The sequence below is a fragment of the Pseudonocardia sp. ZF1 genome (genome assembly GCF_056835605.1).
The window spans coordinates 3,783,004-3,808,747 of sequence record NZ_JAJNBY010000001.1 but is presented as its reverse complement, the minus strand read 5'-3'; the positions used below and the strand labels follow the sequence as shown (position 1 = coordinate 3,808,747).

Annotated in this window: 24 protein-coding genes; 17 read left to right on the top strand and 7 right to left on the bottom strand. The window is 74.7% G+C overall.

Annotated features, from left to right (window positions below; genetic code table 11):
- Positions 1-70 precede the first annotated feature (70 nt).
- Genes ZF1_RS18325 through ZF1_RS18305 form a run of 5 tightly spaced genes read left to right on the top strand, consistent with a single transcriptional unit; the run spans position 71 to position 7,070 of the window.
- On the top strand, positions 71-2,470 hold the full coding sequence (locus tag ZF1_RS18325; RefSeq protein WP_482637886.1) for a glycerol-3-phosphate 1-O-acyltransferase: 2,400 nt from the start codon (positions 71-73) through the stop codon (positions 2,468-2,470).
- Complete coding sequence (locus ZF1_RS18320) at positions 2,457-3,974, top strand: HAD-IB family hydrolase (protein WP_100878128.1); 1,518 nt, start codon at positions 2,457-2,459, stop codon at positions 3,972-3,974. Before ZF1_RS18325 ends, ZF1_RS18320 begins: the two co-directional genes overlap by 14 nt.
- Positions 3,971-5,407: a wax ester/triacylglycerol synthase domain-containing protein gene (locus ZF1_RS18315; protein ID WP_161151302.1), complete on the top strand. Its 1,437-nt coding sequence runs from the start codon at positions 3,971-3,973 to the stop codon at positions 5,405-5,407. Before ZF1_RS18320 ends, ZF1_RS18315 begins: the two co-directional genes overlap by 4 nt.
- Complete coding sequence (locus tag ZF1_RS18310; RefSeq protein WP_073574246.1) at positions 5,404-6,198, top strand: alpha/beta fold hydrolase; 795 nt, start codon at positions 5,404-5,406, stop codon at positions 6,196-6,198. Before ZF1_RS18315 ends, ZF1_RS18310 begins: the two co-directional genes overlap by 4 nt.
- Positions 6,195-7,070: an HTD2 family dehydratase gene (locus tag ZF1_RS18305; protein WP_073574245.1), complete on the top strand. Its 876-nt coding sequence runs from the start codon at positions 6,195-6,197 to the stop codon at positions 7,068-7,070. The genes ZF1_RS18310 and ZF1_RS18305 overlap by 4 nt, the downstream gene beginning before the upstream one ends.
- A gap of 39 nt (positions 7,071-7,109) precedes the next feature.
- On the opposite strand, the gene ZF1_RS18300 is transcribed toward ZF1_RS18305, so the two are convergent.
- The 3 genes from ZF1_RS18300 to ZF1_RS18290 are packed head-to-tail and all read right to left on the bottom strand — an operon-like array spanning position 7,110 to position 11,108.
- Positions 7,110-7,850 (bottom strand): Clp protease N-terminal domain-containing protein, encoded by a 741-nt coding sequence (locus tag ZF1_RS18300; protein WP_482637885.1) that lies wholly within the window; start codon positions 7,848-7,850, stop codon positions 7,110-7,112.
- Between the two features lie 49 nt (positions 7,851-7,899).
- The gene (gene dinB, locus ZF1_RS18295; protein WP_482637884.1) at positions 7,900-9,189 is read right to left on the bottom strand and encodes a DNA polymerase IV; all 1,290 of its coding nucleotides are present in this window, start codon (positions 9,187-9,189) and stop codon (positions 7,900-7,902) included.
- A gap of 47 nt (positions 9,190-9,236) precedes the next feature.
- Positions 9,237-11,108: a hypothetical protein gene (locus ZF1_RS18290; RefSeq protein WP_482637883.1), complete on the bottom strand. Its 1,872-nt coding sequence runs from the start codon at positions 11,106-11,108 to the stop codon at positions 9,237-9,239.
- Between the two features lie 100 nt (positions 11,109-11,208).
- Between ZF1_RS18290 and ZF1_RS18285 the strand changes: the two genes are divergently transcribed.
- From ZF1_RS18285 to ZF1_RS18265, 5 genes are all read left to right on the top strand, one after another.
- Positions 11,209-12,036: a hypothetical protein gene (locus tag ZF1_RS18285; RefSeq protein WP_482637882.1), complete on the top strand. Its 828-nt coding sequence runs from the start codon at positions 11,209-11,211 to the stop codon at positions 12,034-12,036.
- Between the two features lie 49 nt (positions 12,037-12,085).
- On the top strand, positions 12,086-12,889 hold the full coding sequence (locus tag ZF1_RS18280) for a DUF1684 domain-containing protein (protein WP_337825917.1): 804 nt from the start codon (positions 12,086-12,088) through the stop codon (positions 12,887-12,889).
- Positions 12,890-13,047: 158 nt separating this feature from the next.
- Complete coding sequence (locus tag ZF1_RS18275; protein WP_179762361.1) at positions 13,048-14,853, top strand: NAD(P)/FAD-dependent oxidoreductase; 1,806 nt, start codon at positions 13,048-13,050, stop codon at positions 14,851-14,853.
- Between the two features lie 55 nt (positions 14,854-14,908).
- Positions 14,909-15,799: an SCO6745 family protein gene (locus ZF1_RS18270; protein WP_312888924.1), complete on the top strand. Its 891-nt coding sequence runs from the start codon at positions 14,909-14,911 to the stop codon at positions 15,797-15,799.
- Complete coding sequence (locus tag ZF1_RS18265; RefSeq protein WP_482637881.1) at positions 15,796-16,839, top strand: LLM class flavin-dependent oxidoreductase; 1,044 nt, start codon at positions 15,796-15,798, stop codon at positions 16,837-16,839. The genes ZF1_RS18270 and ZF1_RS18265 overlap by 4 nt, the downstream gene beginning before the upstream one ends.
- Here the strand turns inward: ZF1_RS18265 and ZF1_RS18260 are convergent, their stop codons facing one another.
- Genes ZF1_RS18260 through ZF1_RS18250 form a run of 3 tightly spaced genes read right to left on the bottom strand, consistent with a single transcriptional unit; the run spans position 16,840 to position 19,887 of the window.
- Positions 16,840-18,345, bottom strand: coding sequence for a tripartite tricarboxylate transporter permease (locus tag ZF1_RS18260; protein ID WP_253067823.1), 1,506 nt, complete (start codon positions 18,343-18,345; stop codon positions 16,840-16,842).
- A gap of 4 nt (positions 18,346-18,349) precedes the next feature.
- Positions 18,350-18,892 (bottom strand): tripartite tricarboxylate transporter TctB family protein, encoded by a 543-nt coding sequence (locus ZF1_RS18255; RefSeq protein WP_482637880.1) that lies wholly within the window; start codon positions 18,890-18,892, stop codon positions 18,350-18,352.
- Entirely contained in the window at positions 18,889-19,887 is a 999-nt protein-coding gene (locus ZF1_RS18250; protein WP_482637879.1) for a Bug family tripartite tricarboxylate transporter substrate binding protein, read from the bottom strand. The genes ZF1_RS18255 and ZF1_RS18250 overlap by 4 nt, the downstream gene beginning before the upstream one ends.
- Before the next feature lie 150 nt (positions 19,888-20,037).
- Between ZF1_RS18250 and ZF1_RS18245 the strand changes: the two genes are divergently transcribed.
- A complete protein-coding gene (locus ZF1_RS18245; RefSeq protein WP_073574428.1) occupies positions 20,038-20,457 on the top strand; it encodes a universal stress protein in 420 nt (139 codons plus the stop codon).
- 127 nt (positions 20,458-20,584) lie between these two features.
- Positions 20,585-21,076 (top strand): Dps family protein, encoded by a 492-nt coding sequence (locus ZF1_RS18240; RefSeq protein WP_482637878.1) that lies wholly within the window; start codon positions 20,585-20,587, stop codon positions 21,074-21,076.
- An 89-nt stretch (positions 21,077-21,165) separates the two neighbouring features.
- Here the strand turns inward: ZF1_RS18240 and ZF1_RS18235 are convergent, their stop codons facing one another.
- Positions 21,166-21,660: a hypothetical protein gene (locus tag ZF1_RS18235; protein WP_161152389.1), complete on the bottom strand. Its 495-nt coding sequence runs from the start codon at positions 21,658-21,660 to the stop codon at positions 21,166-21,168.
- A 45-nt stretch (positions 21,661-21,705) separates the two neighbouring features.
- Here ZF1_RS18235 and ZF1_RS18230 point away from each other — a divergent pair, with 45 nt between their 5' ends.
- The 5 genes from ZF1_RS18230 to ZF1_RS18210 all read left to right on the top strand — a co-directional run bounded on the left by ZF1_RS18230 (position 21,706) and on the right by ZF1_RS18210 (position 25,734).
- Complete coding sequence (locus ZF1_RS18230; RefSeq protein WP_482637877.1) at positions 21,706-22,317, top strand: DUF1275 family protein; 612 nt, start codon at positions 21,706-21,708, stop codon at positions 22,315-22,317.
- Positions 22,318-22,408: 91 nt separating this feature from the next.
- Positions 22,409-23,284, top strand: coding sequence for an alpha/beta hydrolase (locus ZF1_RS18225; RefSeq protein ID WP_482638721.1), 876 nt, complete (start codon positions 22,409-22,411; stop codon positions 23,282-23,284).
- A 182-nt stretch (positions 23,285-23,466) separates the two neighbouring features.
- Positions 23,467-24,687: an MFS transporter gene (locus tag ZF1_RS18220; RefSeq protein WP_482637876.1), complete on the top strand. Its 1,221-nt coding sequence runs from the start codon at positions 23,467-23,469 to the stop codon at positions 24,685-24,687.
- A gap of 199 nt (positions 24,688-24,886) precedes the next feature.
- The gene (locus ZF1_RS18215; RefSeq protein ID WP_100878118.1) at positions 24,887-25,288 is read left to right on the top strand and encodes a transglycosylase family protein; all 402 of its coding nucleotides are present in this window, start codon (positions 24,887-24,889) and stop codon (positions 25,286-25,288) included.
- 17 nt (positions 25,289-25,305) lie between these two features.
- Complete coding sequence (locus tag ZF1_RS18210) at positions 25,306-25,734, top strand: pyridoxamine 5'-phosphate oxidase family protein (protein ID WP_073574233.1); 429 nt, start codon at positions 25,306-25,308, stop codon at positions 25,732-25,734.
- The last annotated feature ends 10 nt before the right edge of the window (positions 25,735-25,744 follow it).

Below are 25,744 nucleotides of genomic sequence, written 5' to 3'. Positions count from 1 at the left end.
CAACCGGCGGGTAACTAGGTTGACCCCCGCAGGCGCCGCACCGCGGCGGGGCATGCCGACGGGGGGCTCCATGACGACCGACGACCTCACCGGCGGCGGACGCCAGGTCGTGGTGACCCAGGCCCGGTCGCACACCGAACGCGGCATCCTGCGGCGCTGGGCCGAGGAGCAGCACCCGGGCTCGGCGGTCGTCGGGATCGGGCCGAACGGCGAGGTCCCGTCCGCACTGGGGGAGGCCCTGCACGGCGACGACACGGTGATCGTCCCGGCCCGCGTGGCCTGGGTGACCCCCGAGCCCGAGGACGGCGGCCCGGTCCGCAAGCTCACCGGGCTCGCGACGTCGGCGGTGATGCGGATGGCATGGTCGCCGCTGCACCCGTCGATGGCCCGGCACCGCCCGGATGCGGCGCGCGTCGTGGTGGGGGAGCCGGCGACCGTCGCCGACCTGGTGTCGCGGTTCGTCGCCCAGGAGAGCGGGCGGCCGGGCAGTAACGGCTTCACCCGGTTCGTCGCCCGCCAGGCCGTGCTGGCCTGCGACCGCGCGGAGCGGCGCATCCTCGGCGACCGCTACAAGGTGCCGCGCCGGATGGTCGAGCAGATCACCTCCTCGGCCCGGTTCCCGGCCCTGGTCGAGCGGCTCGCGCACCAGACCGGCAGCCCCGCCACCGAGGTCGAGCAGCGCCTGGAGTCCTGTCTGCACGAGATGGCCGCCGTGCAGAGCCCGCCCGCCATCGACCTCTTCCGGGCGATGATGGGGCCGATGCACGCCAAGGCCTGGGACGTGCAGGTCGACGAGTCCGGGCTGGAACGGCTGCGCGAGCTGAACAAGGAGCACGCGCTGGTGTTCCTGCCCAGCCACCGCTCCTACGCCGACCCCCTGCTGTTCGCCGAGGTGCTGCACGACCGCAACTTCCCGCGCAACCACGTCCTGGGCGGCAACAACCTGTCGTTCTGGCCGATGGGGTCGCTCGGACGCCGCGCCGGGATCGTGTTCATCCGCCGCACCTTCGGCGGGGACACCGTCTACAAGGCCGCGATCCAGGAATACCTGGGGCATCTGCTCGCCAAGCGTTTCAACCTGGAGTGGTACATCGAGGGCGGCCGCAGCCGCACCGGCAAGCTGCGCAAGCCCCGCATCGGGCTGCTGCGCTACCTGGTGTCCGCGCTGGAGGAACGCCCCGAGCTCGACGCGGTGCTCGTCCCCGTGTCCATCGTCTACGACCAGCTGCACGAGGTCGGCGCGATGGCCGCCGAGCAGCGCGGTGGGCAGAAGAAGGCCGAGGGACTGGGCTGGCTCTACGGCTACTTCCGCGACCAGCGCCGCCACATCGGCACCGCCCGGGTGCGCTTCGCCGAGCCGTTCGCGCTGCGCCGTGCGCTCGACGACGCCGGCCCCGGCCGGGCCCAGCTGGAGAAGGTCGCCTTCCGGGTGTGTGCGGGCATCAACCGCGTCACCCCGGCGACGGCGACCTCGCTCGCGACGTTCGCGCTGCTCTGGGCGCAGGACCGGGCGCTGACCCTGCAGCAGGTTCGGGAGGTCGTCGCGCCGCTGGCGGACTACCTGGAGGCCCGCGGCATCCCGGTGCCGATCGCCGAGCTGCGGACCCGGCACGGCCTGCGGATGACCCTCGACCGGCTCGCCGAGGCCGGGGTCGTCACCGTCTACGACGGCGGCACCGAGCCGGTCTTCGCCGTCAGCACCGGCCGTCACCACGTCGCCGCGTTCTACCGCAACGGCGCGCTGCACCACCTGCTCAACCGGGCCATGCTGGAGATCGCGCTGCTGCGTGTCGGCGACGCCGCCCCCGACGAGGACATCGTCGAGGTCGCGTGGCGCGAGCTGGCCCGGCTGCGGGACCTGCTGAAGTTCGAGTTCTTCTTCTCCACCCGCCGTGAGTTCCGCGCCGAGATCATCGGCGAGCTGGACCTGGTCGACCCGGAATGGCGGACCCGGGCGGCCGACCCGGCCGACGTGCGCGGTGTGCTCCGCCAGGCTCCGCTGCTGGTCGCGCCGGGCGTGCTGCGGTCGTTCCTCGACGCCCAGCTCGTCGTCGCCGACCGGCTGGTCGCGCTGGGCGAGGAGCCGATGGCCGAGGAGAAGGAGTTCCTGGAGGACTGCCTCGGCGTCGGCCGTCAGATGCTGCTGCAGCAGCGGCTCGACCGCGCCGACTCGGTGTCGCGCGAGCTGTACGCCACCGCCGTGCGCCAGGCCGGCAACCGCGACCTGCTCGGCGAGCCGGAGTCCGGCGCGGCCGGCGCGTCACTGGGGGAGCGGCGCGCCGCCTGGCTGACGGAGGTCACCGCGGTGATCCAGGATCTGGGACGGCTGGGCGAGTTGCAGCGCGCCCGCCTCGAGGTGGTCCTCGGCTCCGGCGGGACGACGGAGCCCGAGGCGGCCCCGGCGTCGCCGGTGGTCCCGCCCTCCGGGGCGAAACAGCGTGCGGAAGGGGATACGGGTGTCGCCAGCTGACGGGACGCCGGCCGGGGACACCCGGGACCGGCTCCGGGCCATCCGGGAGGCGGAGCCGGGACCGGGGACGGTCGCGTACTTCGACTACGACGGCACCGTCATCGACGGCTACTCCGCGGGGGCCTTCTACCGCAAACGGCTGCGCGAGTTCGACGTCGGGCCGGTCGAGATGGTGCGCACCGTGCTGTCGGGCATGCGCGGGATCCGCACCGACGACGACTTCAAGGAGTTCCTCTCCATCACGCTCGCGACCTGGAAGGGCCGCAGCGAGGACGAGCTCCACGCCCTCGGGCGGACGCTGTTCCGTGACGAGATCGCGGGCTCGCTGCACCCGGAGGTGTGGGAGCTGGTCGCCGCCCACCAGGAGCAGGGCCACCAGGTCGTGATGGCGTCCTCGGCGACGCGGTTCCAGGTGCAGCCGATGGCCGACGAGCTCGGCGCGGACCGGGTGCTGTGCACCGAGCTGGAGGTGCACGACGGCGTGCTCACCGGCCGGGTCGCGGGCACCTCGCTGTGGGGCACCGGCAAGGCCGAGGCGGTCCGCGCCGACGCCGCCGCGCACGGTGTCGACCTGGCGGGCTGCTTCGGCTACGCCAACGGCACCGAGGACGCGGAGTTCCTGTCCGCCGTCGGCCACGCGGTCGCGGTGTCACCGACCGACTCGCTGCGCGCGCTCGCCGGCGAGCGGGGATGGCCGGTGCTCGACTGCGCACCCCGCGGCGGGCTGTTCCCCAGCGTCACCGACGTCGCCCGCACGGCTGTCTTCTACGGCGGCATGGCCGGCGGGCTGGCCGCCGCGGCCGGGGCCGGGCTGCTGCACGGCTCGCGCCGCCGGTTCGTCGACATGGCCGGCTCGGTCGGCGCCGACGTCGCCTTCGGGCTCGCCGGGATCGACGTCGAGGTGACCGGCGCGGAGTACCTGCACTCCGCGCGGCCGTGCGTGTTCGTGTTCAACCACCAGTCCAAGTTCGACGTGCCGGTGCTGATGAAGCTGCTGCGCGAGAGCTTCACCGGCGTCGCGAAGAAGGAGGCCGCGCAGATCCCCGTGTGGGGGCAGCTGTTCTGGGCCGCCGACGTCGCGTTCATCGACCGCTCCAACTCCCGCGCCGCCCGCGCGGCGCTGCAGCCGGCCGTCGACAAGCTGCGCGACGAGGGGATCTCCCTCGCGATGGCGCCGGAGGGCACGCGCTCGCCGACGCCCCGGCTCGGCCCGTTCAAGAAGGGCGCGTTCCACATCGCGATGCAGGCCGGGGTGCCGATCGTGCCCGTGGTCATCCGCAACGCCGGGGAGATCATGTGGCGCGGCGCCCAGACGTTGCGCGGCGGGACCGTGCAGGTCGCCGTCCTGCCTCCGGTGGACACCTCGTCCTGGGTCCCCGAGGACGCCGGGAAGTACGCCGAGGAGGTCCGCGGCCGGTTCCTCGACACCCTCGCCGCGTGGCCGGAGCGCCGCATCGCCCAGCAGTACGACCGCAGCGACCACAGCCAGGAGGACCCGGCATGAGCGACTCCCCGGCGGGCTGGGGTTCGGCCCGCGAGATGTCGCCGTTCGAGGTCATGATGTGGCGGGCCGAGGGTGACGACCCCCGTTTCCGGTCCCCGGTCCTGGCCGTCGAGCTGCTCGACGCCAAGCCCGACTGGGACCGGCTCGTCGCCGCCGTGGACTGGGCGACGCGGATGGTCCCGCGCTTCCGCGAGCGCATCCGGGAGCCGCTGGGCGGGCTCGGTACGCCGTACTGGATCCACGACCTCGAGTTCGACCTCCACTACCACCTGCGCCGGGTGCGGATCCCCGGCGCCGGACCGGGCTTCTGGGCGGAGCTGTCCCCGATCGCCGAGCAGTTCATGATGACCCCGTTCGACCGGGAGCGTCCGCCGTGGGAGGCCATGCTCGTCGAGGGGCTGCCCGGCGGGCGTGCGGCGTTCCTGCTGAAGCTGCACCACGTGCTCACCGACGGCATGGGCGTGGTCCAGCTCCTGTCGCAGCTGCACAGCCGCAAGCGCGAGCACGACGACACCAAGCCGCAGCCCGCCGCGCCCGAGCCGACCTCGCCCGACCCGCTCGCCGAGGTCGACCGGCTGGTCCGCCGCGAGGCCGGGATCGTCCCGGCGGCCGCCCGTGCCGCCCGCGACGTCGTCGGCGCGCTCACCCACCCGCTGTCGGCGGCCCGCGACACCGCCCGCTACCTCGACTCGGCGCTGCGGGTGCTGTCCCCGCCGCCCGGCGGTGCCTCGGAGCTGCTGCGACCGCGGGGGATGTCCTGGCGGTTCGTGGCGCTCGACGTCGACTTCGCCGACCTGCGGGCGGCGGGCAAGTCGGTGGGCGGCTCGTTCAACGACGCCTTCGTCGCGTCCCTGCTGGGCGCCTTCCGGCTCTACCACGAGGCGATGGGACACCCGGTCACCGGCGACGCGACGCTGCGCACCTCGGTACCGGTGTCGGTGCGCAGGGAGGGCGACGCCGCAGGCGGCAACCGCTGGGCACCGGCCCGGCTCGCCGCGCCGATGGGCGTCGCCGACCCGGCCCGGCGGATCCGGGAGGTGTCCGAACAGATGCGTGCCGCCCGTTCCGAGCCCGCGCTGGAGAGCCCCGACGTCGTCGCGCCGCTGCTGGCCCGGCTGCCCGGCCCGCTGCTGACCCTGGTCGCGGGCGGCTCGACCCAGGGCAACGACCTGCAGGCGTCGAACGTGCCGGGGCTGCGGTCCGAGGCGTTCCTGTGCGGCGCCCGGATCGACCGCGTCTACCCGTTCGCGCCGCTGCCCGGCTGCGCGGCGATGATCTCGGTGGTCACCCACGGGGACCTGTGCTGCGTCGGGGCGAACATCGACGCGGCCGCGATCACCGACCGCGAGGAGTTCGCCCGCTGCCTGGCCGGGGGGTTCGCGGAGGTCCTCGCGCTGCAGCCCGGGGCCGCCGAGCCCATGATCGTCGGATGAGCGCACACCACGTCGGCGGCTCGGGGGAGCCGCTGCTGCTGCTCCACGGGATGACCTCCTCCTGGCGGGCCTGGAAGCCGCTGCTGCCCATGCTGGAGGAGCACCACGAGGTCTGGGCGGTCACGATGCCCGGGCACCTCGACGGCCCGTCGATGCCCGAGGGCGAGTTCAGCATGGACCTGATGGTCGACGCCCTGGTCGAGGAGCTCGACGCGCTGGGTGTGCCGGAACGGCCGCACGTGGTCGGCAACTCCCTGGGCGGCTGGGCCGCGCTGGAGCTCGCCCGCCGCGGCCGGGCCCGCTCGGTCGTCGGGCTGTCCCCGGCCGGGGCCTGGTCGGTGCCCTCGGACCTGTACCGGCTGCTCGTGGTGTTCCGGCTCGGGGCACTGCTCGCCGGGTGGGCGCCGATGCGCACGCTGGCCTCGTGCGGGGCGATCCGCAGGCTGCTCCTGCTCACCGTGGCCGAGCACGCCGACCGCTACACCGCCGACGAGGTGGCCGAGCTGTTCGACGACCTCGCCGGCTGCACCATCCTGGAGCCGCTGCTGTCCGCGGCGCGGATGGACACCGCCATCACACCGTTCGAGCAGCTGCCCTGCCCGGTGCGGGTCGCCTGGGCCGGCTCCGACCGCACGATCCCCTACGGCCGCTACGGCCGCCCGCTGATGGACGCCGTCCCCGGCGCCGAGCTGGTCGTGCTCCCCGGCGTGGGCCACGTGCCGATGGTGGACAACCCGGCGCTGGTGGCCTGGACGATCCTGCAGCACACCCGCTACCAGGTCGCGTCGTGACCGGCCCCGGCAACGCCCCCGCCGACCTCTCCGCCGCCCTCGACGGCTGGGCCCCCGGACCGCTCGTCGGCACCGACACCGTCACCCCGTGGTCGGTCGCCGCGTTCTCCGGGCTGCTCGACCTCGACCCGGTCGCCGCCGACGGGGACCCGCTCCCGCCGCTGTGGCACTGGCTCGCCTTCCTCGACACCCCGCCGATGTCCGCGCTCGGCGACGACGGCCACCCCCGCGAGGGCCACTTCCTGCCGCCGGTCCCGGACCGGCGACGCATGTTCGCCGGCGGACGCCTGACCTGGCACGCCCCGTGGCGGGTCGGCGAACCGGTGACCCGCCGCCAGGAGCTCGGCCCGGTCCGGGTCAAGCAGGGCCGCAGCGGCGAGATGGCGTTCGTGACGACGCGGGCGGAGTTCCGCCGCGGCGACACGCTGCTCTGCGTCGAGGAGCAGGACATCGTCTACCGCTCGCAGCCGGCCGGCACCGTCCGGGGCACGGTCGCGCCGGACCCGGCGCCGCGCCCGGAGCACGAGTGGGCCTTCACCGTGCCGACCGGCCCGGAGCTGCTGTTCCGGATGTCGGCGCTGACCTACAACACCCACCGCATCCACTACGACCTGCCCTACGTCACCGGCGTCGAGGGCTACCCCGGCCTGGTCGTGCACGGCCCGCTGTTCGCCCTGCTCGGCCTGGAGATCGCGCGCCGCCACCGCCCGACGGCGTTCGTGCGCGGCTTCGAGTACCGCCTCACCGCACCGGCTTTCGCCGGCGCCGACGTCTGGGTCGGCGGGACCCCGGACGGGGACCGCATCGACGTCGCGGCCGGGTCCGACGGGGCACCGGAGTCGGTGCGGGGGAGCATCGAGCTCGCGACCTGAGCCTCCCGGGGCGTGCCCCGGTGCACCACGGCGCCGCCGTCAGCTCCCCCCGGCCCCGGCCCCGGCCCCGGTCATCGCGGCGATCGCCTCGGTGACGGCCTGTTCCACCCGCTCACCGTCGACGCCCGACCGGGTCAGGACACCGTCGCCGTCCTCCTGCTCCAGCAGGGCCAGCAGGACGTGCTCGGTCCCGACGTAGTTGTGCCCCATCCGCAGTGCGTGCCGGAAGGTCAGCTCCAGGGCCTTCTTCGCGGCCGGGTCGAACGGGATCAGGGCGGGCACCGTCGTCGCCCGTTCCGGGAGCGCGGCGACGGCGGTCGCGCGCAGCGCCGTGGTGTCGGTCCCCAGCCCGGTCAGCAGCGCGACGGCCAGCCCCTGCGGCTCGGCGAGCAGCCCGAGGACCAGGTGCGCCGGGGTGATCCGGTCGCTCTCGGCCGTACGGGCCTCGTTCTGCGCGGAGACCACGACGTTGCGGGCCCGCGGGGTGAACCGCTCGAAGCCCTGCGCCATGTTCTCCGGGGCGTCCGGACGGGTGACGAACCGCTTCTGCGCGGCCTGCTTGGAGACCCCCATGCTGCGGCCGATGTCGGTCCACGACGCCCCGGCCCGGCGGGCCCGGTCCACGAAGTGGCCGATCAGGTGGTCGGCGACCTCGCCGAGGTGGTCCCCGGCGAGCACGGCGTCGGAGAGCTGCTCCAGCGGGTCCTGGTGGACCGAGGTGATGGCGTGGATGAGGTCGTCGAGGCGGACGGTGCCCCCCAGAGGTGTCGGTGACGTCATGCGTCAACCGTAAGTTGACGACGCTTGTTCGTCAACCTCGGGTTGACGATCACTCGTGTTCGGGCAGCAGGGGCACCTGCAGTCCCTCGTCGTGGCCGAGGCGGCTGGCGCGGCCGACCGAGGCCGAGCCGAACCGGCTCCGGACGGCGTCGAGCGCGGTGTCCAGGGCCGGACCGGCGTGGGCGTCGAGGGGAAGCTCCAGCTGCAGGGCGTCGTCGCGGTCCAGGTTGGTCAGCGACAGGCCGAGCAGGGTGATGCCGCGGGCGTGGATCTCGGGCAGGGCGTCGCTCAGCAGCCGGCGGGCGGCGGAGAGGATCGTCGGCGTGTGCGCGGTCGCGACCGGCAGCGTGTGCGACCGCGTGATCCGTGCGTAGTCGCCGAACCGCACCCGCAGCACGACGGTGCGGCAGACCCGGCCGCCCGTCGCGGCCCCACCCGCGTCGCGCGGTACGGACGGGCCGTCGATGTCGACGGTCTCGTCCGGCTCGTCGCGGTCGGACCCGCGGGGGGCGCGCAGGCGGCGGGCCAGCCGGTCGACGGTCGAGGCCAGGATGCCGTCGAGCTCGGTGTCGGTGCGCGGGTGGCGACCCAGGGCCCGCTGCGACCCGATCGAGCGGCGTGTCCGGTGCGTGTCCACCGGGCGGGAGTCCCGCAGGTGCGCGAGCGCGTGCAGGTGCCGTCCCGCGGCCGGCCCCAGGTAGGACACGAGCGCGGCCTCGCCGAGCGCGGCGACGTCGGCGACGGTCCGCACGCCCACCTCGTGCAGTCGCCCCGCCGTCACCGCCCCGACGCCCCACAGGCTGCGCACCGGCAGCGGGTGCAGGAACTCCCGCTCCCGCGCCGGGTCGACGACGAGCAGCCCGTCCGGTTTCGACGCCCCACTGGCCACCTTGGCGAGGAACTTGGTGCGGGCCACGCCGACGCTGATCGGCAGCCCCGCCTCCCGGGCCACCCGCTCGCGCAGCCGCGCGGCGATCTCCCGGGGCGTGCCCGCGATCCTCGCCAGCCCGCCGACCTCCAGGAACGCCTCGTCGATCGACAGCCCCTCGACCTCCGGGGTCGTGTCGCGGAACAGCGCGAACACCCGGCGGCTCGCCTCGGAGTAGGCCGCCATCCGCGGCGGGACGACGATCGCCTGCGGGCACAGCGCCCGCGCCTGGCGGCCGTTCATGGCGGTCCGCACGCCGTGCGCCTTGGCCTCGTAGCTCGCGGCCAGCACGACACCGCCGCCCACGACCACCGGCCGCCCCCGCAGGCGCGGGTCGTCGCGCTGCTCGACCGACGCGTAGAACGAGTCCAGGTCGGCATGCAGGATGGTGGCCAGGCCGCGCACGAACACATGTTCGCATGCGGCGGGGTCCGCGGCGAGCGGCTGCGCCCGACGGCTCAGGCGCCCCCGGTCCGGCTGCGCCAGCGTTCCCGGGCCCGGCGTGCGGCCTTGGCCACCGCGGCGTCCGGGTGGTGCTCGCCGAGCGCGGCCAGCACCTCGCCGACCCGCGGGTGGTCCAGCTGCCACACGGCGTCGAACACCTCGAGGGTCTCGGGCGGGAACTCGGCGGCGAACGCGTCCGGCCAGTCCTCGGCGTCGACGGTGTCCAGCGCGACGGCCAGCACGTCGATCGAGGCGGTGAGAAGCAGCTCCGGCTCGACGGCGTCGGCGTCGAGCTCGCCGCGCGCGACCAGCCGGCGCGCCACCATGCCGCGGTGCGGGCCGTCGAGGTGGTCGTGCAGCAGGGTGTCGACGGCCTCGGCGCCGAAGCGGTCCGCGGCCACGCCGGTCGCGGTGAGGGCGACGAGCAGGGGCTGGCCCGGCGCGAGCGCCGCCGCCACGAACTCGGCCACCGCCCGCGCCGGATCGGGCTGCGCGGCGTGCCAGGCGTCGATGTCGCGGCGCCATTCGTCGGGCGGGACCTCCCCGGCCAGCTCGACGATCTCCGCGGCCGAGGCGACCGCCGGGTCCGGCCGGGTCGGGTAGTGCAGGTCCTCCGCGGCGAGCAGCAGCAGCGCGCACGCGACCCCGCCCGGGGTGAGCTGCACGATGCCGCCGACCCGGACCTCCTCCGCCCCGTCGGGCTCGTGGCGCGACCCGGTCCAGGCGACCATCCCGAGCCGCTCCAGCTGATCCAGCAGCGTCGCGGTCCGGAGCGAGGCGACGTCGGCGTCCCCGTCGGCGTCCTCGGTCCAGTCGAGCAGCACGTCCAGGGCGTGGCGCAGGTCGTCGTGGTCGACGCCGTCGTCGACGTGGCGCAGCAGGAACAGCAGGGCCGGGGTCGCGTCCTCCGACGGCGGACCCGCCTCGGCGCGCAGCAGCGCCTCGATCGCCTCGTCGTCGATCTCACCGGTGAACACCACGTCCGCGTCGGGTGCGGTGTCGTCGACCGGGGTCGGCGCGGCCTCCCGGACGGGCAGGTCCGGGTCCACGGTGTCCTCGGCGGCGACGTGCGGCCAGCCCGTCGACAGCGCGCCCACCTCGCGGGCGGCGAGCACCAGGTCCTCGTGGGCGGAGGTGTCGTCCAGCCCGGCGAAGCGCGGCACCGCCACCAGCCGCCCCGACTCCCGCCGGACCGCGCCGGCGCGCACGCTCGTCTCCAGCACCCAGGTCAGGGTCCGCAGCCGGGTCGAACGGTCGAGGCGGACGACACGGTCCGGCTCGTCGCCGGTGCCGAGCAGACCGACCAGCTCGCGGGCGTCGGCGAGGCGCAGGTTGCCCGTCGCGGTCAGGGACCGGCCGCGCGGGCCGCACCAGCCGGCCAGCGCCCGCGCGTCGTGCAGGATCCGGGCCTGCGCCGCGGACGCCGCCCGGTCGGCGGGCGAGGGGATCCGCACCGGGTCCGGGTCGTCGCCCAGCTCGGTGAGCAGCGGCGACCCGGCCCCGGCCTCCAGCTCGTCGTACTCCTCGACGTACTCGCCGCACAGCCGCCGCACCTGCGACGGCCGCGGCGAGCCCGGGGCGAGCAGCCCGCGCTCGTCGAGGTACTCCACGAACGCGGCGACGCTGGCGGGCACCAGCCGCACCGGCAGCCGGTGCTCCAGCACGATGTGCGGGCACCAGCCGTCGAGGAAGGTCTCGACGTGCTCCAGCGGCCAGTCGGCGAGGTCGCCGTCGCCGGCGAGCCACTTGTACTGCAGCAGCAGCTCCGCCGACATCGGTTCGGCGACCACCTCGTTCTCGGTCAGCCACGCCGCGAACCCGTCGAGCAGTTCCTGGGCGGCCGCGTGGAACTCGTCGTCGGAGTCCGGGCCGAACCGCATGCGCATGGGCCGAGTGTGCACGCCCGGCACCGGCCACCACACCCGCGGGCGCCGATCGGCGTGTCCGGAGCAGGTCGTGCCGCGGGCGGGCAGGATGGGCCCGGACATGACCACACTGTTCGCCCTGCTGATCGCCGGGACCGCGATGGTCGGCAACACCGTCGCCGCCCTCTGGGAGGCCCGCGGCAGCAGGCTGGCGAAGTACGGGCGCCCGGTGTGGCTGCAGCCGTGGTTCCTGGCCGGGTTGCTCGCCGACGTCGTGGCCTGGGTGCTCACCGTCGTCGCGCTGCGGTACCTGCCGGTCTTCGCGGTGCAGTCGATCCTGGCGGGCGCGATCGCGCTGACCACGCTGGCCGACCACGGCTGGAACCCGTGGAACCTCATCCGGCGCGACCGGTGGGCGGTCGCCGCGGTGCTGACCGGGCTGGTCGTGGTCGCCGCGAGCGCCGAGCCGGACCGCCCGGACGCGCTGCCCCCGGTGGCCACCCCGGTCCTGCTGGTGTCGTTCGTGGTGATCCTGGCCGCCGCCCCGTTCGTGTGGCGGGCCGGACGGCCGATGCTGCTGGCGCTGCTGGCCGGGCTGGGCTTCGGCGGGACCGCGCTGGCCGTCCGCGCGATCCACCCCGGCCCGCTCCGATGGGAGACCGCGGGCAACCTGCTGCTCGACCCGCTGGTGTACGGCGTCGTCGCGATGGGGGTGCTCGGGGTGCTGGCCTTCGCCCGCGCCCTGCAGGACGGCGCCGTCGGCCCGGCGACGGCGGTGCTGTCGGTGACCGAGGTGGTCGTGCCCGGTCTCGTCGGGATCGCGCTGCTCGGCGACCGGATCCGGCCCGGCTGGGAGGGGGCGGCGCTGGCCGGGGTCCTCGTCGCGCTCGGCGGGGTGGTCGCGCTGACCCGCCCGGACCCGGAGTCGGTCCGCCGCCGCGTGCACTGAGCCGCGGCCCCGGGGGAACACCTCCGCCCGGCTGTGGTGTTGCCCCCATATGACGAGCACCCTCACCGCCCACGACGCGTGGCGCACCGCGCGCGAGCAGACCCTCCGCGAGCCGCACGGCTGGTTGTCCCTGACCGCGCTGCACTGGCTCGACGACGGTGACGGTGCCGTCCCCGGGCTGCCCGGAACCTGGCGTGCCGCGGGTCCCGACGAGGTCGCGGTCACCGCCGTCGCGGACGACGGGATCGTGCTGCCCGGCGCGACCGGCCCGCTCGACGGCACCGCGCACGTCCGGCCCGTCGACGGTGCCCCCGGCGTGATGGTCACGGTGGGGGAGCGGGTGGTCGAGATCGCGCGGCGCACCGACGCGTGGGCGCTGCGCGTGCGCGACCCGCAGGCCCGCACCCGGACCGCGTTCACCGGGGTACCCGCCTGGCCCTACGACCCGGCCGCCGTCGTCGACGCCGTGTTCACGCCCTACGACGCGCCGCGGACGGTGACGGTCGACGCCGTCGTCGCCGGGGTGCAGCACTTCCCGACCGCGGTCGGCGAGGTCGCGTTCACCTGGGCCGGTGCTCCGCAGCGGCTCGTGGCGCTGGCCGGGAAGGACGGCGGCCTGTCGCTGCACTTCCGCGACGCCACCTCCGGAGACACCACCTACGGCGGCGGCCGCATCCTGCGCACCGACGACCCGGCGCCGGACGGGACGCTGGAGGTGGACCTGAACCGGGTGGTGAACCTGCCGTGCGCGTTCACCGCCCACGCCACCTGCCCGCTGCCGCCCGCCGGGAACACCCTGGACGTGGCCGTCGAGGCGGGGGAGAAGAGCCCGCTGCGGCCCGACCTCGCCTGAGGCCCCCGGTCCTACCGCGGTGAGGGGGAGTTGCAACCTCCCCGCAACCGGTGTCGTGGATCACGCGGGTGGTGTTCACTCACCTCCGTTGCCCCGACGACCGCGGCAGGACGGCGAGCGCCGCCCCGGTCGTGGCGAACCGCTCGCAGGAGGTGCCCGTGACCACGACGCAGGAGAAGTCCGCCGCACGCACGACCGCGGAGGGTTGGCTCACCGCCTTCGCCGACGCCCTGTCCGCCCGCGACATCGACCGCGCCGTCGCGCTGTTCGCCGACGAGAGCTACTGGCGCGACCTGGTCGCGTTCACCTGGAACCTGAAGACCGTCGAGCATCACGACGGCGTCCGCGACCTGCTCGAGAACACCCTCGACGGGACCGACCCGTCGCACTGGGAGATCTCTGCGGAGCCGACCGAGGCCGGCGGTGTCACCGACGTGTGGTTCACCTTCGAGACCGCCGTCGGGCGCGGCTCCGGGCACGCCCGCCTCGTCGACGGGAAGGCCTGGACGTTCCTCACCACCCTCGACGAGCTGAAGGGGCACGAGGAGCCCCGCGGGGAGAACCGGCCGTTCGGCACCGAACACGGCGCCAACCCGGACCGGGTCACCTGGAAGGAGCGCCGCGAGGCCGAGCTGGCCGAGCTGGGGCGCACCCGCGACCCCGAGGTCGTGATCATCGGCGGCGGCCAGGGCGGTATCGCGCTGGGCGCCCGGCTGCGCCAGCTCGGCGTCGACACGATCATCGTCGAGCGCAACGAGCGGCCCGGCGACTCGTGGCGCAAGCGCTACAAGAGCCTCGCCCTGCACGACCCGGTCTGGTACGACCACCTGCCGTACCTGAAGTTCCCGGACAACTGGCCGGTGTTCGCGCCGAAGGACAAGATCGGCGACTGGCTGGAGTTCTACACGCGGATCATGGAGCTGAACTACTGGGGCTCCACCACCGCGCGCAGCGCCGAGTTCGACGAGGCGTCCGGCCGATGGAGCGTCGTCGTCGACAAGGCGGGCGAGCAGATCACCCTGCGCCCGCGCCAGCTCGTGATCGCGCTCGGCGTCTCCGGCAAGCCGAACATCCCCGACTTCCCGGGCCGGGAGCAGTTCCGGGGCGAGGTGCAGCACTCGTCGCAGCACCCCGGCCCGGACGCCTACCGGGGCAAGAAGGTCGTGGTCATCGGGTCGAACAACTCCGCGTTCGACATCTGCGGTTCGCTGTGGGAGGTCGGCGCCGACGTCACCATGGTGCAGCGCTCGTCCACCCACATCATCAAGTCCGACACGCTGATGGAGTACGGCCTCGGGGACCTCTACTCCGAGCGCGCGGTCAAGGCGGGCGTCGACACCCACACCGCCGACATGATCTTCGCGTCGCTGCCGTACCGGATCATGCACACGTTCCAGAAGCCCGCCTACGACAAGGCCCGCGAGGTCGACGCGGACTACTACCGGCGGCTGGAGGAGGCCGGGTTCGAGCTGGACTTCGGCGACGACGACTCCGGCCTGTTCATGAAGTACCTGCGCCGAGGCTCGGGCTACTACATCGACGTCGGTGCCGCCGAGCTCGTCGCCGACGGCAAGGTGAAGCTGGTCCGCGGGCAGATGCAGGAGTTCACCGAGAAGGGGGTGCGGCTCGCCGACGGCACCGAGCTCGACGCCGACCTCGTCGTGTTCGCGACCGGCTACCGGTCGATGAACGGCCTCGCCGCCGACATCGTCGGCCAGGACGTCGCGGACAAGGTGGGCAAGGTGTGGGGCCTGGGCTCGGAGACGACCAAGGACCCCGGTCCGTGGGAGGGCGAGCAGCGCAACATGTGGAAGCCCACCCAGCAGCAGAACCTGTGGTTCCACGGCGGCAACCTGCACCAGAGCCGGTTCTACTCGCTGTACCTGGCGTTGCAGCTCAAGGCGCGTGAGGCGGGCATCGACACCCCCGTCTACGCGCTGCAGGAGCGCCACCACCTCTCCTGACCGCCGAGCGGGAGAGACCTGTCGGGGACGGTCACCGCCGCACTACGGTGCGGTGGTGACCGTCCCCGACATCGCGGTGCAGGCCGCGCGGGCGCTGTGGGCCGAGCTCGAACCGGTCCACGACGTCGTGTACTTCGCCCCCGAGGCGCGGGCGGCCGCCGAGGCGGCCGGGTTCCGCGGGTTCTGGCGCGGCTACTTCGCGATGCGCGCCGCCCCGCTGGGGCCGGTGGGCGCGGCTCCGGTGACGGCCGCGTTCCACGGCTTCCACCCGTCGATGGTCGCCCGTGCGCTGCCCGGGGTCTGGTCGCCGGGGTCCCCCGACGGGGCGCTCGCGGCCCGGCTCGCCGGTTCCGCCGCCGCGCTGCGCCGGTCCGGGCTCGACGGCGCCGGCCCGGCCGCCGACCCGGCCGCGCTGCACCGGGCCGCGGAGCTCGCCTGGGCCGCCGCCGGGGAGGTCGACGTCGACGGCCGCGTCCTCGCCGCCGCGAACGCCGCGCTGCCCCGCCCCGACGGCGACCTCGAGACCCTCTGGCAGGCGACGACGACGCTGCGCGAGCACCGCGGGGACGGTCACGTCGCGGTCCTGGTCGCGCGGGGTGTCGGCCCGGTCGCCGCGCACCACCTCAAGATCGCCGCCGGGGAGACCGACGGCGAGTGGCTGCGCACCGCCCGCGGCGTCGACCCGGACGCCTGGGCGGCCGGCGCGGAGGACCTGCGGGCCCGCGGCTGGGTCGACGCCACCGGCGCGCTCACCGCCGCCGGCGCCGACGAGCACGACGAGATCGAACGGCTCACCGACCGGGCCGCCGCCCGCCCGTGGGGCGCACTCGGCCCGGAACGGACCGCCGAGCTCGCCGCGCTGCTGGCGCCGATGGCGACGGCGGTGCTCGCCGCCGGGGACGTGCCCGTACACGGCCCGGTCGGGCTCGTCCGGGACGGCCGGTGAGGACCGCCACGACGGTCGAGGCCTCCGGCGGTGACTGGCGCGAGACCGTCGAGTTCGTCGTCGAGGCCGAGAAGCTGGGCCTCGACGACTGCTGGGTCGCCGAGGCGTGGGGGTCCGACGCGCCGTCCGCGCTGGGCTACCTCGCCGCCCGCACCGGACGCATGCGGCTCGGTTCCGGGGTGATCCAGGTCGGCACCCGCTCGCCGGTCGCGATCGCCCAGGCCGCGCTGACCCTGCACGACATGTCGCAGGGACGGTTCCTGCTCGGGCTCGGCCCGTCCGGCCCCCAGGTCATCGAGGGCCTGCACGGGGTGCCGTTCGCCCGCCCGCTCACCCGGCTGCGCGAGACGATCGAGGTGGTCCGGGCCGCCTGCGCGGGGGAGCGCATCGCCTACGACGGCGAGACCGTCGCGATCCCGCTGCCCGGCGGACAGGGCCGCCCGATGCGGCTGTCGACCACGCCGGTGCCGGACCTGCCGGTGTTCGTCGCCGCGCTGTCCCCGCGGATGCTGGAGCTCACCGGGCGGGTCGCCGACGGCTGGCTGGGCACGAGCTTCGTCCCCGAGGGTGCCGACGCCTACCTCGCCCACCTCGACACCGGTCTGCGCGCCGCCGGGCGGGACCGGTCCGCGATCGAGGTCTGCCAGGGCGCCGAGGTCGCCTTCGCCACCGACGAGGCCGACCAGGCGGCGATGGTCGACGCCCGCCGCCCCGGTATCGCGTTCAGCCTCGGCGGGATGGGCACCGCGGAGCGGAACTTCTACTTCGACGCCTACCGCCGCCAGGGCTGGGGCGAGCGGGCCGACGCCGTCCGCGCCGCCTGGCAGGGCGGGGACCGGGCCGGCGCCGCGGCCCTGGTGACCGACGAGATGGTGCTGGGGACGACGCTGGTCGGCACCGAGGAACGGGTCGCCGCGCGGTTGCGGGACTGGGCCGCCGCCGGCGTCGGCACCGTCCGGCTCTACCCGGCGGGGGAGACCCTCGACGAGCGCCTCACCACGCTGGCGCGGGCCGTGGAGCTGGCCCGCGCCGCGGGGTGATCACACGTCGGCGGCGCGCTTCTCGGCGAACCGGCGCCACGCCGTCCAGACCAGGCCGGCCAGCAGCAGCAGGTACAGCACCACGGTGATCGGGCTCGACACCAGCACCGCCGGGTCGTTGTCGGAGTTGCCCATCGCGTCGCGCAGCGAGTACTCCGCCAGCGGCCCGAGGATCACCGCGATCAGCACCGGCGCGACGGGGATGTCGTAGAGCCGCATCGCCAGCCCGAGCACACCCACCACCAGCATGATCACCAGGTCGACCTGGCTCGCCCCGGAGGCGTACACGCCGAACGCGGCGAACACCGCGATGCCCGCGTACAGGTAGGACTTCGGGACCCGCAGCAGCTGCGCCCACAGCGGCGCGAACGGCAGGTTGAGGATCAGCAGCACGATCATCGCCAGGAAGAACCCGGCGAGCAGTGCCCACACGATGTCCCCGGAGCGCTCCAGCAGCAGCGGGCCCGGCTGCAGGCCGTACTGCTGGAACGCGGCGAGCAGGATCGCCGCCGTCGCGGAGGTGGGCAGGCCGAGCGCGAGCAGCGCGCCCATCGCGGTGCCCGCGGTGGCGTTGCCCGCGGCCTCCGGCGCCGCGACGCCCTCGATGGCGCCCTTCCCGAAGGTCGGCTCGGCCTTGCGCCGGTCGAGCCTGCGCTCGGTCCCGTAGGCCAGGAACGTCGGCACCTCGGCGCCACCGGCGGGGATGACACCGAACGGGACGCCGATCGCGGTGCCGCGCAGCCACGCGGGCAGCGCCTGGCGGAACTCGGCCTTCGACAGCCACCATCGGCCGGTCGGCATGACGGCGCTGGTCTCCTCGGCCCGGCCGACCTTCGCGGCCTGGCTGAACACCTCGCCCAGCGCCAGCAGCGACACCGTGATCACGACGATCGAGACGCCGTCGAGCAGCGGGGAGAAGCCGAAGGAGAACCGGGGTGTGCCGGTCGGCTGGTCGATCCCGACCAGGGCCAGGGTCAGGCCGATCGCGAGCGCGGCGACGCCGCGGATCGCGGAGTCGGCGACGACGGCGGAGATCGCGACGAAGGCGAACACGGCGAGTGCGAGGAACTCGGCGGGGCCGAACCCGGTGGCGAGCCGGGCGAGGGTCGGGGCGAAGAACACCACCAGCGCCGAGGCGACCATGCCGCCGATGAACGCGCCGATCGCGCCGGTGGCCAGCGCCTGGGCGGCCCTGCCGCGCAGCGCCATCCGATGCCCCTCGAAGGTGCTGGCGATGGCGGTCGAGTTGCCGGGGGTGTTCATGAGGAACCCGGCGATGGAGTCACCGAACAGGCCACCGAAGTAGATGCCGGTGAACATGATCAGCGCACTGGTCGGCTCGAGGACGAAGGTGAGGGGGAGCAGCAGCGCCACGGCCATCGCCGAGCCCAGACCCGGCAGGACCCCGACCGCGGTGCCCATCAGCGCACCGAGGAACACGAACAGCAGCGCGGAGGGGCTGAGGACGTCGGCGAAGCCGCCGAGCAGGTTGGTCAGTTGTTCCACGGGTCTACAACCCTCCGACGAAGCCGGCGGGCAGCGAGATCCCGAGCAGCATGCTGAACACGACCTGGACCGCCGAGGACACGGCGAGCCCGCCGAGCGCCATCGCGGGCCAGCGCCGGTTGCCCAGGGCGGCGGCGACGGTGACGAACAGCCCGGTCGCGGACAGGATCCACCCCAGGTAGGGCAGGACGACGATGAACGCGGCCACGCCGCCGACCGCGGTCAGCACGGCCGGGGCGTTCACCCCGGTGTCGGCCGGCGCGTCCCCGCCTGCGGCGCCCTCGACGTCGCCGTCACCGGTGGCCGCCGCGGCCGGGGCCGGGGCGTCGAACTCCGGCCGTGGCCGCAGGATGTCGAACGCCAGCAGCGCCGCGACCACGTAGCACAGGATCGCGACGATCCACGGCATGGTGGTCGGGCCGAACAGGCCGCCGTCGCCGACGACCCGCATGGTCAGCGTGCCGTAGGTCAGGAAGACCCCCAGCGCGGCGAGGATCGCGGGCACGACGAGCGCGCCCCGGGACAGGTGTGCAGGACGGCCGCTCATGCCAGCCCCAGCTCCTTCAGAAGGTCGTCGATGCGGGCCTGTTCGGAGACCAGGTAGCGGTCGTAGTCCTCGCCGTAGGTCTCGCTGCGCACCCAGCGGTTGCGGGTCACGGCCTCGCCCCAGGACTCGGTCCCGACCATCTCGCGGGCGATCTGCTCCAGCTCCGCGCGGACCTCGGGGGTGATCCCGGCGGGGGCGACGAGCCCGCGCCAGTTGACGAGGTCGACCTCGGGCATGCCCAGCTCGTCCATGGTCGGGGCGTCGACGCCCTGCAGGCGTTCGGGCGCGACGACGGCCAGCACCCGCAGCTGCCCGGACTCCACCAGGTCGCGGAAGTCGTTGTAGCCGGAGATCCCGACGCCGACGGTGCCGGCCGCGGTCGACAGCAGGCTCAGCGTGAGTTCGCCGCCGCCGGGGTGCGGGGTGTAGACCATCCGCTCGACGGGGATGTCGCGGGCCTGCGCGAGCTGGGCGGCGACCATGTGGTCGATACCGCCCGCCGAGCCGCCGCCGATCGGTAGCGCGGCCGGGTTCGCGGCCCAGGCGGTGAGCATGTCGTCGAGCGTGCGGAACGGTGACTCGGCCGGGACCGCGACGACCTCGAAGTCCTCCGCGAGCCGGGCGATCGGCGTCGTGTCCTGCAGGCTGAGCGCGCTGCCGGACTGGCTGATCCCGCCGAGCATGACGGTGCCGGTGACCATCATGGTGGTCTCCTCGCCGGCGAGACCGGCGAGCTGGTTGAGGCCGATGGTCCCGGCGGCACCGGGGATGTTGACCACCTGCACGGTGTTCACGATGTTCCCGGTGCGCATGGCCTGCTGCGCCTCGCGGGCGACCAGGTCCCAGCCGCCACCGGCGGCCGCGGGGGCGATGAGGGTGAGGTTGGAGCGCGCCGCCTGTCCCTCCCCGGACCGGGCGGCGTCGGCGAAGGCGGTCACCGCGAGTGCGGCGACGAGGACGATTCCCAGGGCTGCGATGACCTGCCGTCGTGGCATGGGGGCAGACGTTGGCACACGTCCGCTCCGTCCTCCATGGTCCGGATCGGAAACTCTACGATCTCTGTGACCACAACGAACTTTTCTCCGGTATGTCCGTTCGGCGTGGTTAGTCTCCGTCCCGTCCGCGAACGCCTGATGGGGAGCGACATGACGATCTGTGTGGCCTACGGCCCGACGCCCGAGGGCGACGCCGCCCTGGACCTGGCGGTCCGCGAGTCCCGGCTGCGGGGCGCCCCGCTGACGGTGCTGGCCACCGGCCGCCAGGAGCTGTTCGACGCCGACGGCACCGGGACCCACGACCACGCCTCGCTCGAGGTGACCATCGGGTCGCGGCTCGCCGGGCTGCGCGCCGAGGGCGACCCGACCACCGCGGTGCGCGTCGTCGACGACGGCGGCGACCCCGCCGAGGCGATCCTCGACCTGGCCGCGCAGGAGGACGCGCAGCTGCTCGTGGTCGGGGTGAGGCGGCGCAGCCCGGTCGGCAAGCTGCTCACCGGCAGCACCGCGCAGCGGATCATCCTGGACTCCCCGATCCCGGTCCTCGTGACCCACGCGGCGCGCTCGTAGGCTCGGCTTTCCCCAGGTCAGGCGCGCCTCACCGGGTGTCGGACGGATCACGAACGGGTGTGGGCGTCCCGGGGGCGGGGCACTCCCGGTACGTCCCGAACCGACATCGGAAGGAGCGGTGGGCACCATGGCCACCCCGATCACCAGCCCGCTCGACAGCGGCGCCACCGACATCACCGGCCGCGTGCTGCAGGAGACCCTCGTCGACCTCGTCGACCTGTCCCTGGTCGCGAAGCAGGCGCACTGGAACCTCGTCGGCAGGCAGTTCCGCGACATCCACCTGCACCTCGACGAGCTCGTCGACCTGGCCCGCGAGCACGGCGACTCGGTCGCCGAGCGGGCGGCGACGATCGGTGTCGCCCCCGACGGTCGCGCGCGGACCGTCGGCCGCGACACCGGGCTGCCCGAGTACCCGGCGGGCTACGTGTCCGACTCCGACACCGTGCTCACCATCTCGGCGACCGTCGACGCCGCCGTCGACCGGCTGCGTCCGCGCATCGAGCAGGCCGGCAAGGCCGACCCGCTCACCGAGGACCTGCTCATCGAGCTGGGCCGCGCGCTGGAGGAGGCCCGCTGGATGTGGCAGGCGCAGGCCGCCGGCTACCGCGGCGAGGTCTGAGCAGCACCCGCACGACCACCGGCCCCGGGCGTCCCCACCACGACGTCCGGGGCCGTCGTGTGTCCGGGGGCGTGGTGTCCGGGGCCGGCTCAGCGCACCGCCGTCGCGGCCGCGGTGACCGTGGCCCGCCAGATAGCCATCGCCGCCCAGAGCACGAACACCCCGACCGGCAGGGGCAGGGCGTCGGGGAGGTCCGCACCGTAGGACGGCCGTAGTCCGCCGGTCCGCCACACCCGCCCGGCCTCGTTGACCGCGTCGGCCGTGGTGAGCAGGGCGAAGCGGCGCCCGATCCCGGAACCGGTGAGCCGGTAGGTCAGGTCGCCGAGCTCGACGGTCCACCGCGGGCGGGAGAGCGGCCCGTCCGGGTGGTCGACCGATCGCTGGATGTGCGCCCGGATGTCGCCCTCCAGCGCGAACCGGGCGATCCCCTCCGACCGCAGCGCGTAGGGGTGTCCGTCGATGACGAGGTCCCGGTGGGAGTGCCAGGCCCGCGCGCTCCACCCGGTGACGGCCCGGCCGTCGGCGGTGACCTCGTAGCGCACACGGAGCAGGCCCGCCGGGGTGGAGGTCGCACGCAGCTGCACCCGCCCAGCGTGCCACCGGCGCCGCCGCCGCGGGAGGATCACGCGGTGAACCGTGCGGTGGTCCTCGCATTGCTGGCCGCGTGCGCCGGGGTGGTGGACGTCTGGGCCGTGGTCGCACTGGGCGGCGCGTTCGCCGGTGTCGTCACCGGCAACCTCGTGACGGCCGGGTACGCCCTCGCCGTCGCCGAGCCGGCCCGGCTGCTGCCGCCTGCGGTCGCGGTGGCCGGGTTCGTCGTCGGCGTCGCGCTGTGGTCGCTGCTGCGACGCCGGTGGCCGACGGCGGTGTCGGTCCCGCTCGTCGCCGAGCTGGTGGTGCTCGTCGTGCTCGCGGTGGCCTGGCCGCTCGCCCCGGGCGCGACGCTCCCGCTGCTCGCCGGCGCCGCACTGGCGATGGGCGGGCAGAGCAGCGTCGCGCAGCTGCTCGGACAGTCCACGACGTACATGACCGGCACGCTGACCGGCGCCGTGTCCGACCTGGCCACCGGCGACGGGCGGCGGTGGCCCGCGCTGCGCCAGCTCGCGGCGATCGTGCTCGGCGCCGTCGCCGGCGGGCTGGCGCTGGCGCACCTGCCGGCCGTCGTCCCGGCGCTGGCGGCACTGCTCGCCGCGGCCGCGGTCGTGGTCCGTGCCGTCGGGGGACCGGCGGGTGCAGGATGATCCGGTGGGGCCCACCGCCCCGCAGGACGACGACGTCGAAGGAGCACCGACCGTGCCGCTGCACCCGCAGGTGGAAGCCCTCCTGAACCTCATGGCCGAGCAGGGCGGGGCGCCGCCGGAGACCATGACCGTCGCGCAGAACCGCGCGATGATCCGGGAGATGGCCGCGGTGTCCGGTCCGCCCGAGCCGGTCGCGGCGGTCCGCGACGACCGCGCCGGCGACGTACCGGTGCGCATCTACAGGCCCGAGGGCACCGGCCCGTTCCCGGTCCTGGTCTTCTACCACGGCGGCGGCTGGGTGATCGGCGACCTCGACAGCCACGACCCGGTCTGCCGGTCGCTGGCCAACCGGTCCGGCGCCGTCGTCGTCGCGGTCGACTACCGGCTCGCCCCCGAGCACCGGTTCCCGGCCGCCGTCGACGACGCCGTCGCCGCCCTGGAGTGGGTGCACGCCCACGCCGCGGAGTTCGACGGCGACCCGTCCCGCATCGCCGTCGGTGGCGACTCCGCGGGCGGGAACCTGTCGGCCGTCGTCGCCCAGCACGCCCGCGACCACGGCCCCGCCCTGCGGTTCCAGCTGCTGGTCTACCCGGCCGTCGACGCCGCCGACCAGAGCCCGTCGATGACCGAGAACGCCCAGGGCCCGCTGCTGACCGTCGCCTGGATGGAGTGGTTCATGGGCCACTACCTCACCGGCGAGCAGGACGCCCTGGACCCGCGCATGTCCCCGGCCCGCACCACCGACCTGTCCGGGCTGCCGCCCGCGCTGGTCGTCACCGCCGAGTTCGACCCGCTCCGTGACCAGGGCGCCGCCTACGCCGCGGCGCTGAACGTCGCGGGCGTGAAGACGGAGCTGCGCGAGTCGCCGGGCATGATCCACGGGTTTCTGCAGTTCGGTGCCGCGGTCGACGACAGCCGCGCCCTGCTCGACGAGGCGGGAGCAGCCCTGCGCGCCGCCCTGGCCTGACCCGGTGCGCCCTCACCCCGGGGTTGCCCCCAGGGGCACTTTCGTGGCTTAGAGGGCTACGAGGGTGACCCTGGGAGCAGCCCGGGCGGGGTGGGGGTGGCCGGCCACGCAGCGGCGTGGGAATGCGGGCCCCGGGCCGGTCGTTGCCGATGCTCAGTAGGCCGTCCGACCCGAGGAGCACCGTGCCCCGCCTGTCCCCGCCGGTGGCGTTCGCCGTCGTCGCAGCGACGTTCGTCTGGTTCCTCGCCGCGTCGTCCGCGCCGTCCCCGCTCTACGTCGTCTACCAGGAGCGGTTCGCGTTCACCGAGTTCACGCTGACCACGGTGTTCGCGGTCTACGTCCTCGCGCTGATCGCCGCCCTGCTCGTGGCCGGGTCGCTGTCCGACCACATCGGACGCAAGCCGGTGCTGCTCGGTGCGATCGCGCTGGAGGTCGTGTCCCTGGTGCTGTTCCTGCTGTCCGACGGCGTCGGCTGGCTGCTCGGCGCGCGCGTCGTCCAGGGCGTCGCGACCGGTGCGGCGACGGCGACGCTGCCCGCGACGCTGGTCGACCTCGCCGCCCGCGGTGACCGGCCGGACCGGGCGGGTGCGATCAACGGGACCGCTCCGCTCGCCGGGCTGGCGCTCGGTGCGCTCGGCTGCGGCCTGCTCGTCGAGTACGCGCCCGCCCCGACCCGCCTGGTCTGGGCGCTGCTGGTCGCCGGCCTGGTCCTGGCCGCCGTGCTGGTCGCGCTGATCCCGGAGACGATCGACCGTCGGCCCGGGGCGCTCGGGTCGCTGCGGCCGCGGGTCGGGGTGCCGCCACGGGTGCGGGCCGGCTTCGTCGCGATCGTGCCGATCCTGCTGGCCAGCTGGGCGCTCGGCGGGCTCTACCTGTCGCTCGGGGGCTCGGTCGTCGCGCAGGTGTTCGGGGTGCACGACCACCTGGTCGGCGGGCTCACCGTCGTCGCGCTCGTCGGGACCGGCGCGGTGACGGCGTTCGCGCTGCGCGGGCGGGTGCCGTCGACGCTGCTCGTCCCGGCGGCCGGGCTGCTGGCCGCCGGCACCGTCGTCACCCTGGCCGGGGTGTCGACGGGGCTGCTCGCGCTCGCCGCCGTCGGTGCGGTCGTCGCCGGGCTCGGATTCGGTGCGGCCGCCTACGCCACGTTCGGGACGATGTCCACGCTCGCGGCCCCGCACGAGCGCGGCGAGCTGTTCGCCGCCCTCTACACACTGGCCTACCTGGCGTTCTCGGTGCCGGCGATGGTCGCGGGCGTCGCCGCGACGCTGGGGGAGCTGCGCCCCACGGCGCTGGTGTACGGCGGCGTCGTCGCGCTGCTGGCCGTCGTCGCGGCCGTGCTGGGCCGCCGTGTGCCGGTTCCCGCGACCGGAGAACCGGTCCCCGCGCCGACCTGCGGAGCCTGATCGGCGGACGGCGCGAGCGGTATGCGTTACCCCATCCGTCGGTGAACGCGGGCAGGCGACCACTCGTCGCGTACTCCGCGGTGGGCGGGTGTCACGGGTTGTGACCGATGGTCTCGGCGTGGTTACGGTGTCGGCCGCTCCGGGTCCTCCCCGCACTCCGGCCCGGGCGGTACCTGCTCCCCGAGGTAGAGGAACGACCATGGCTGGACGACACCGCAAACCCACCGAGACCGGCCGCCAGGTCGCCCGGATCAGCGCGTTCGCTGCGATGGCGGCCGCCCCGCTGGGCGTCGCCGGGACCGCCTCGGCGGCCGAGTCGACCTCGTCGGCCCCGTCGGCCCCGTCCGTCGAGCGCTCGGCCACCTGGGAGAAGCTCGCGCACTGCGAGAGCACCGGCAACTGGGACGCCGACACCGGCAACGGCTTCAAGGGCGGCCTGCAGTTCACGCCGTCGACCTGGAAGGAGTTCGGCGGCCGCCAGTACGCGCCGAGCGCGGAGCAGGCCACCAAGGCCCAGCAGATCGAGATCGCGAAGAAGGTGCAGGACGAGCAGGGCTGGAAGGCCTGGCCGGCCTGCACCAAGAAGCTCGGCTGGCGCTGACCCGCCACACTGGCCGCATGGATCTGGACGCGGTACGGCGGATCGTCGCCGAGGACTCCGGGCTGTGCACCGTGGCGGTCGTACGCGCCGACGGCCGCCCGCACACCTCGCTGGTCAACGCCGGTGTGCTCGACCACCCCGTCACCGGCGCCCCGGTGGCCGCCTACGTCACCTACGGCCCCGTCAAGCTGACGGCGTTGCGTGCGCGACCCGCGACGTCGCTGCACTGGCGGGCCGGGTGGCGCTGGGTGGCCGTCGAGGGCAGCTCCGAGATCTTCGGGCCGGACGACCCGCGGGACGGCGTCGACGTACCGCAGCTCCTCCGGGACGTGTTCGTCGCGTGCGGTGGGACCCACGACGACTGGGCCGAGTACGACCGGGTGATGGCCGAGCAGCGGCGGGCCGCGGTGCTCGTCGTGCCGGAGCGGGTGGTCGGGAACCACTGACCGGACGGCC

Bases quoted from the DNA above. Each gene is read 5' to 3' on its own strand.
- ZF1_RS18325 (WP_482637886.1), top strand. From the start codon at position 71: ATGACGACCGACGACCTCACCGGCGGCGGACGCCAGGTCGTGGTGACC.
- ZF1_RS18315 (WP_161151302.1), top strand. From the start codon at position 3,971: ATGAGCGACTCCCCGGCGGGCTGGGGTTCGGCCCGCGAGATGTCGCCG.
- ZF1_RS18310 (WP_073574246.1), top strand. From the start codon at position 5,404: ATGAGCGCACACCACGTCGGCGGCTCGGGGGAGCCGCTGCTGCTGCTC.
- ZF1_RS18300 (WP_482637885.1), bottom strand. From the start codon at position 7,850: ATGACGTCACCGACACCTCTGGGGGGCACCGTCCGCCTCGACGACCTC.
- ZF1_RS18290 (WP_482637883.1), bottom strand. From the start codon at position 11,108: ATGCGCATGCGGTTCGGCCCGGACTCCGACGACGAGTTCCACGCGGCC.
- ZF1_RS18285 (WP_482637882.1), top strand. From the start codon at position 11,209: ATGACCACACTGTTCGCCCTGCTGATCGCCGGGACCGCGATGGTCGGC.
- ZF1_RS18280 (WP_337825917.1), top strand. From the start codon at position 12,086: ATGACGAGCACCCTCACCGCCCACGACGCGTGGCGCACCGCGCGCGAG.
- ZF1_RS18255 (WP_482637880.1), bottom strand. From the start codon at position 18,892: ATGAGCGGCCGTCCTGCACACCTGTCCCGGGGCGCGCTCGTCGTGCCC.
- ZF1_RS18250 (WP_482637879.1), bottom strand. From the start codon at position 19,887: ATGCCACGACGGCAGGTCATCGCAGCCCTGGGAATCGTCCTCGTCGCC.
- ZF1_RS18245 (WP_073574428.1), top strand. From the start codon at position 20,038: ATGACGATCTGTGTGGCCTACGGCCCGACGCCCGAGGGCGACGCCGCC.
- ZF1_RS18240 (WP_482637878.1), top strand. From the start codon at position 20,585: ATGGCCACCCCGATCACCAGCCCGCTCGACAGCGGCGCCACCGACATC.
- ZF1_RS18225 (WP_482638721.1), top strand. From the start codon at position 22,409: ATGGCCGAGCAGGGCGGGGCGCCGCCGGAGACCATGACCGTCGCGCAG.
- ZF1_RS18215 (WP_100878118.1), top strand. From the start codon at position 24,887: ATGGCTGGACGACACCGCAAACCCACCGAGACCGGCCGCCAGGTCGCC.
- ZF1_RS18210 (WP_073574233.1), top strand. From the start codon at position 25,306: ATGGATCTGGACGCGGTACGGCGGATCGTCGCCGAGGACTCCGGGCTG.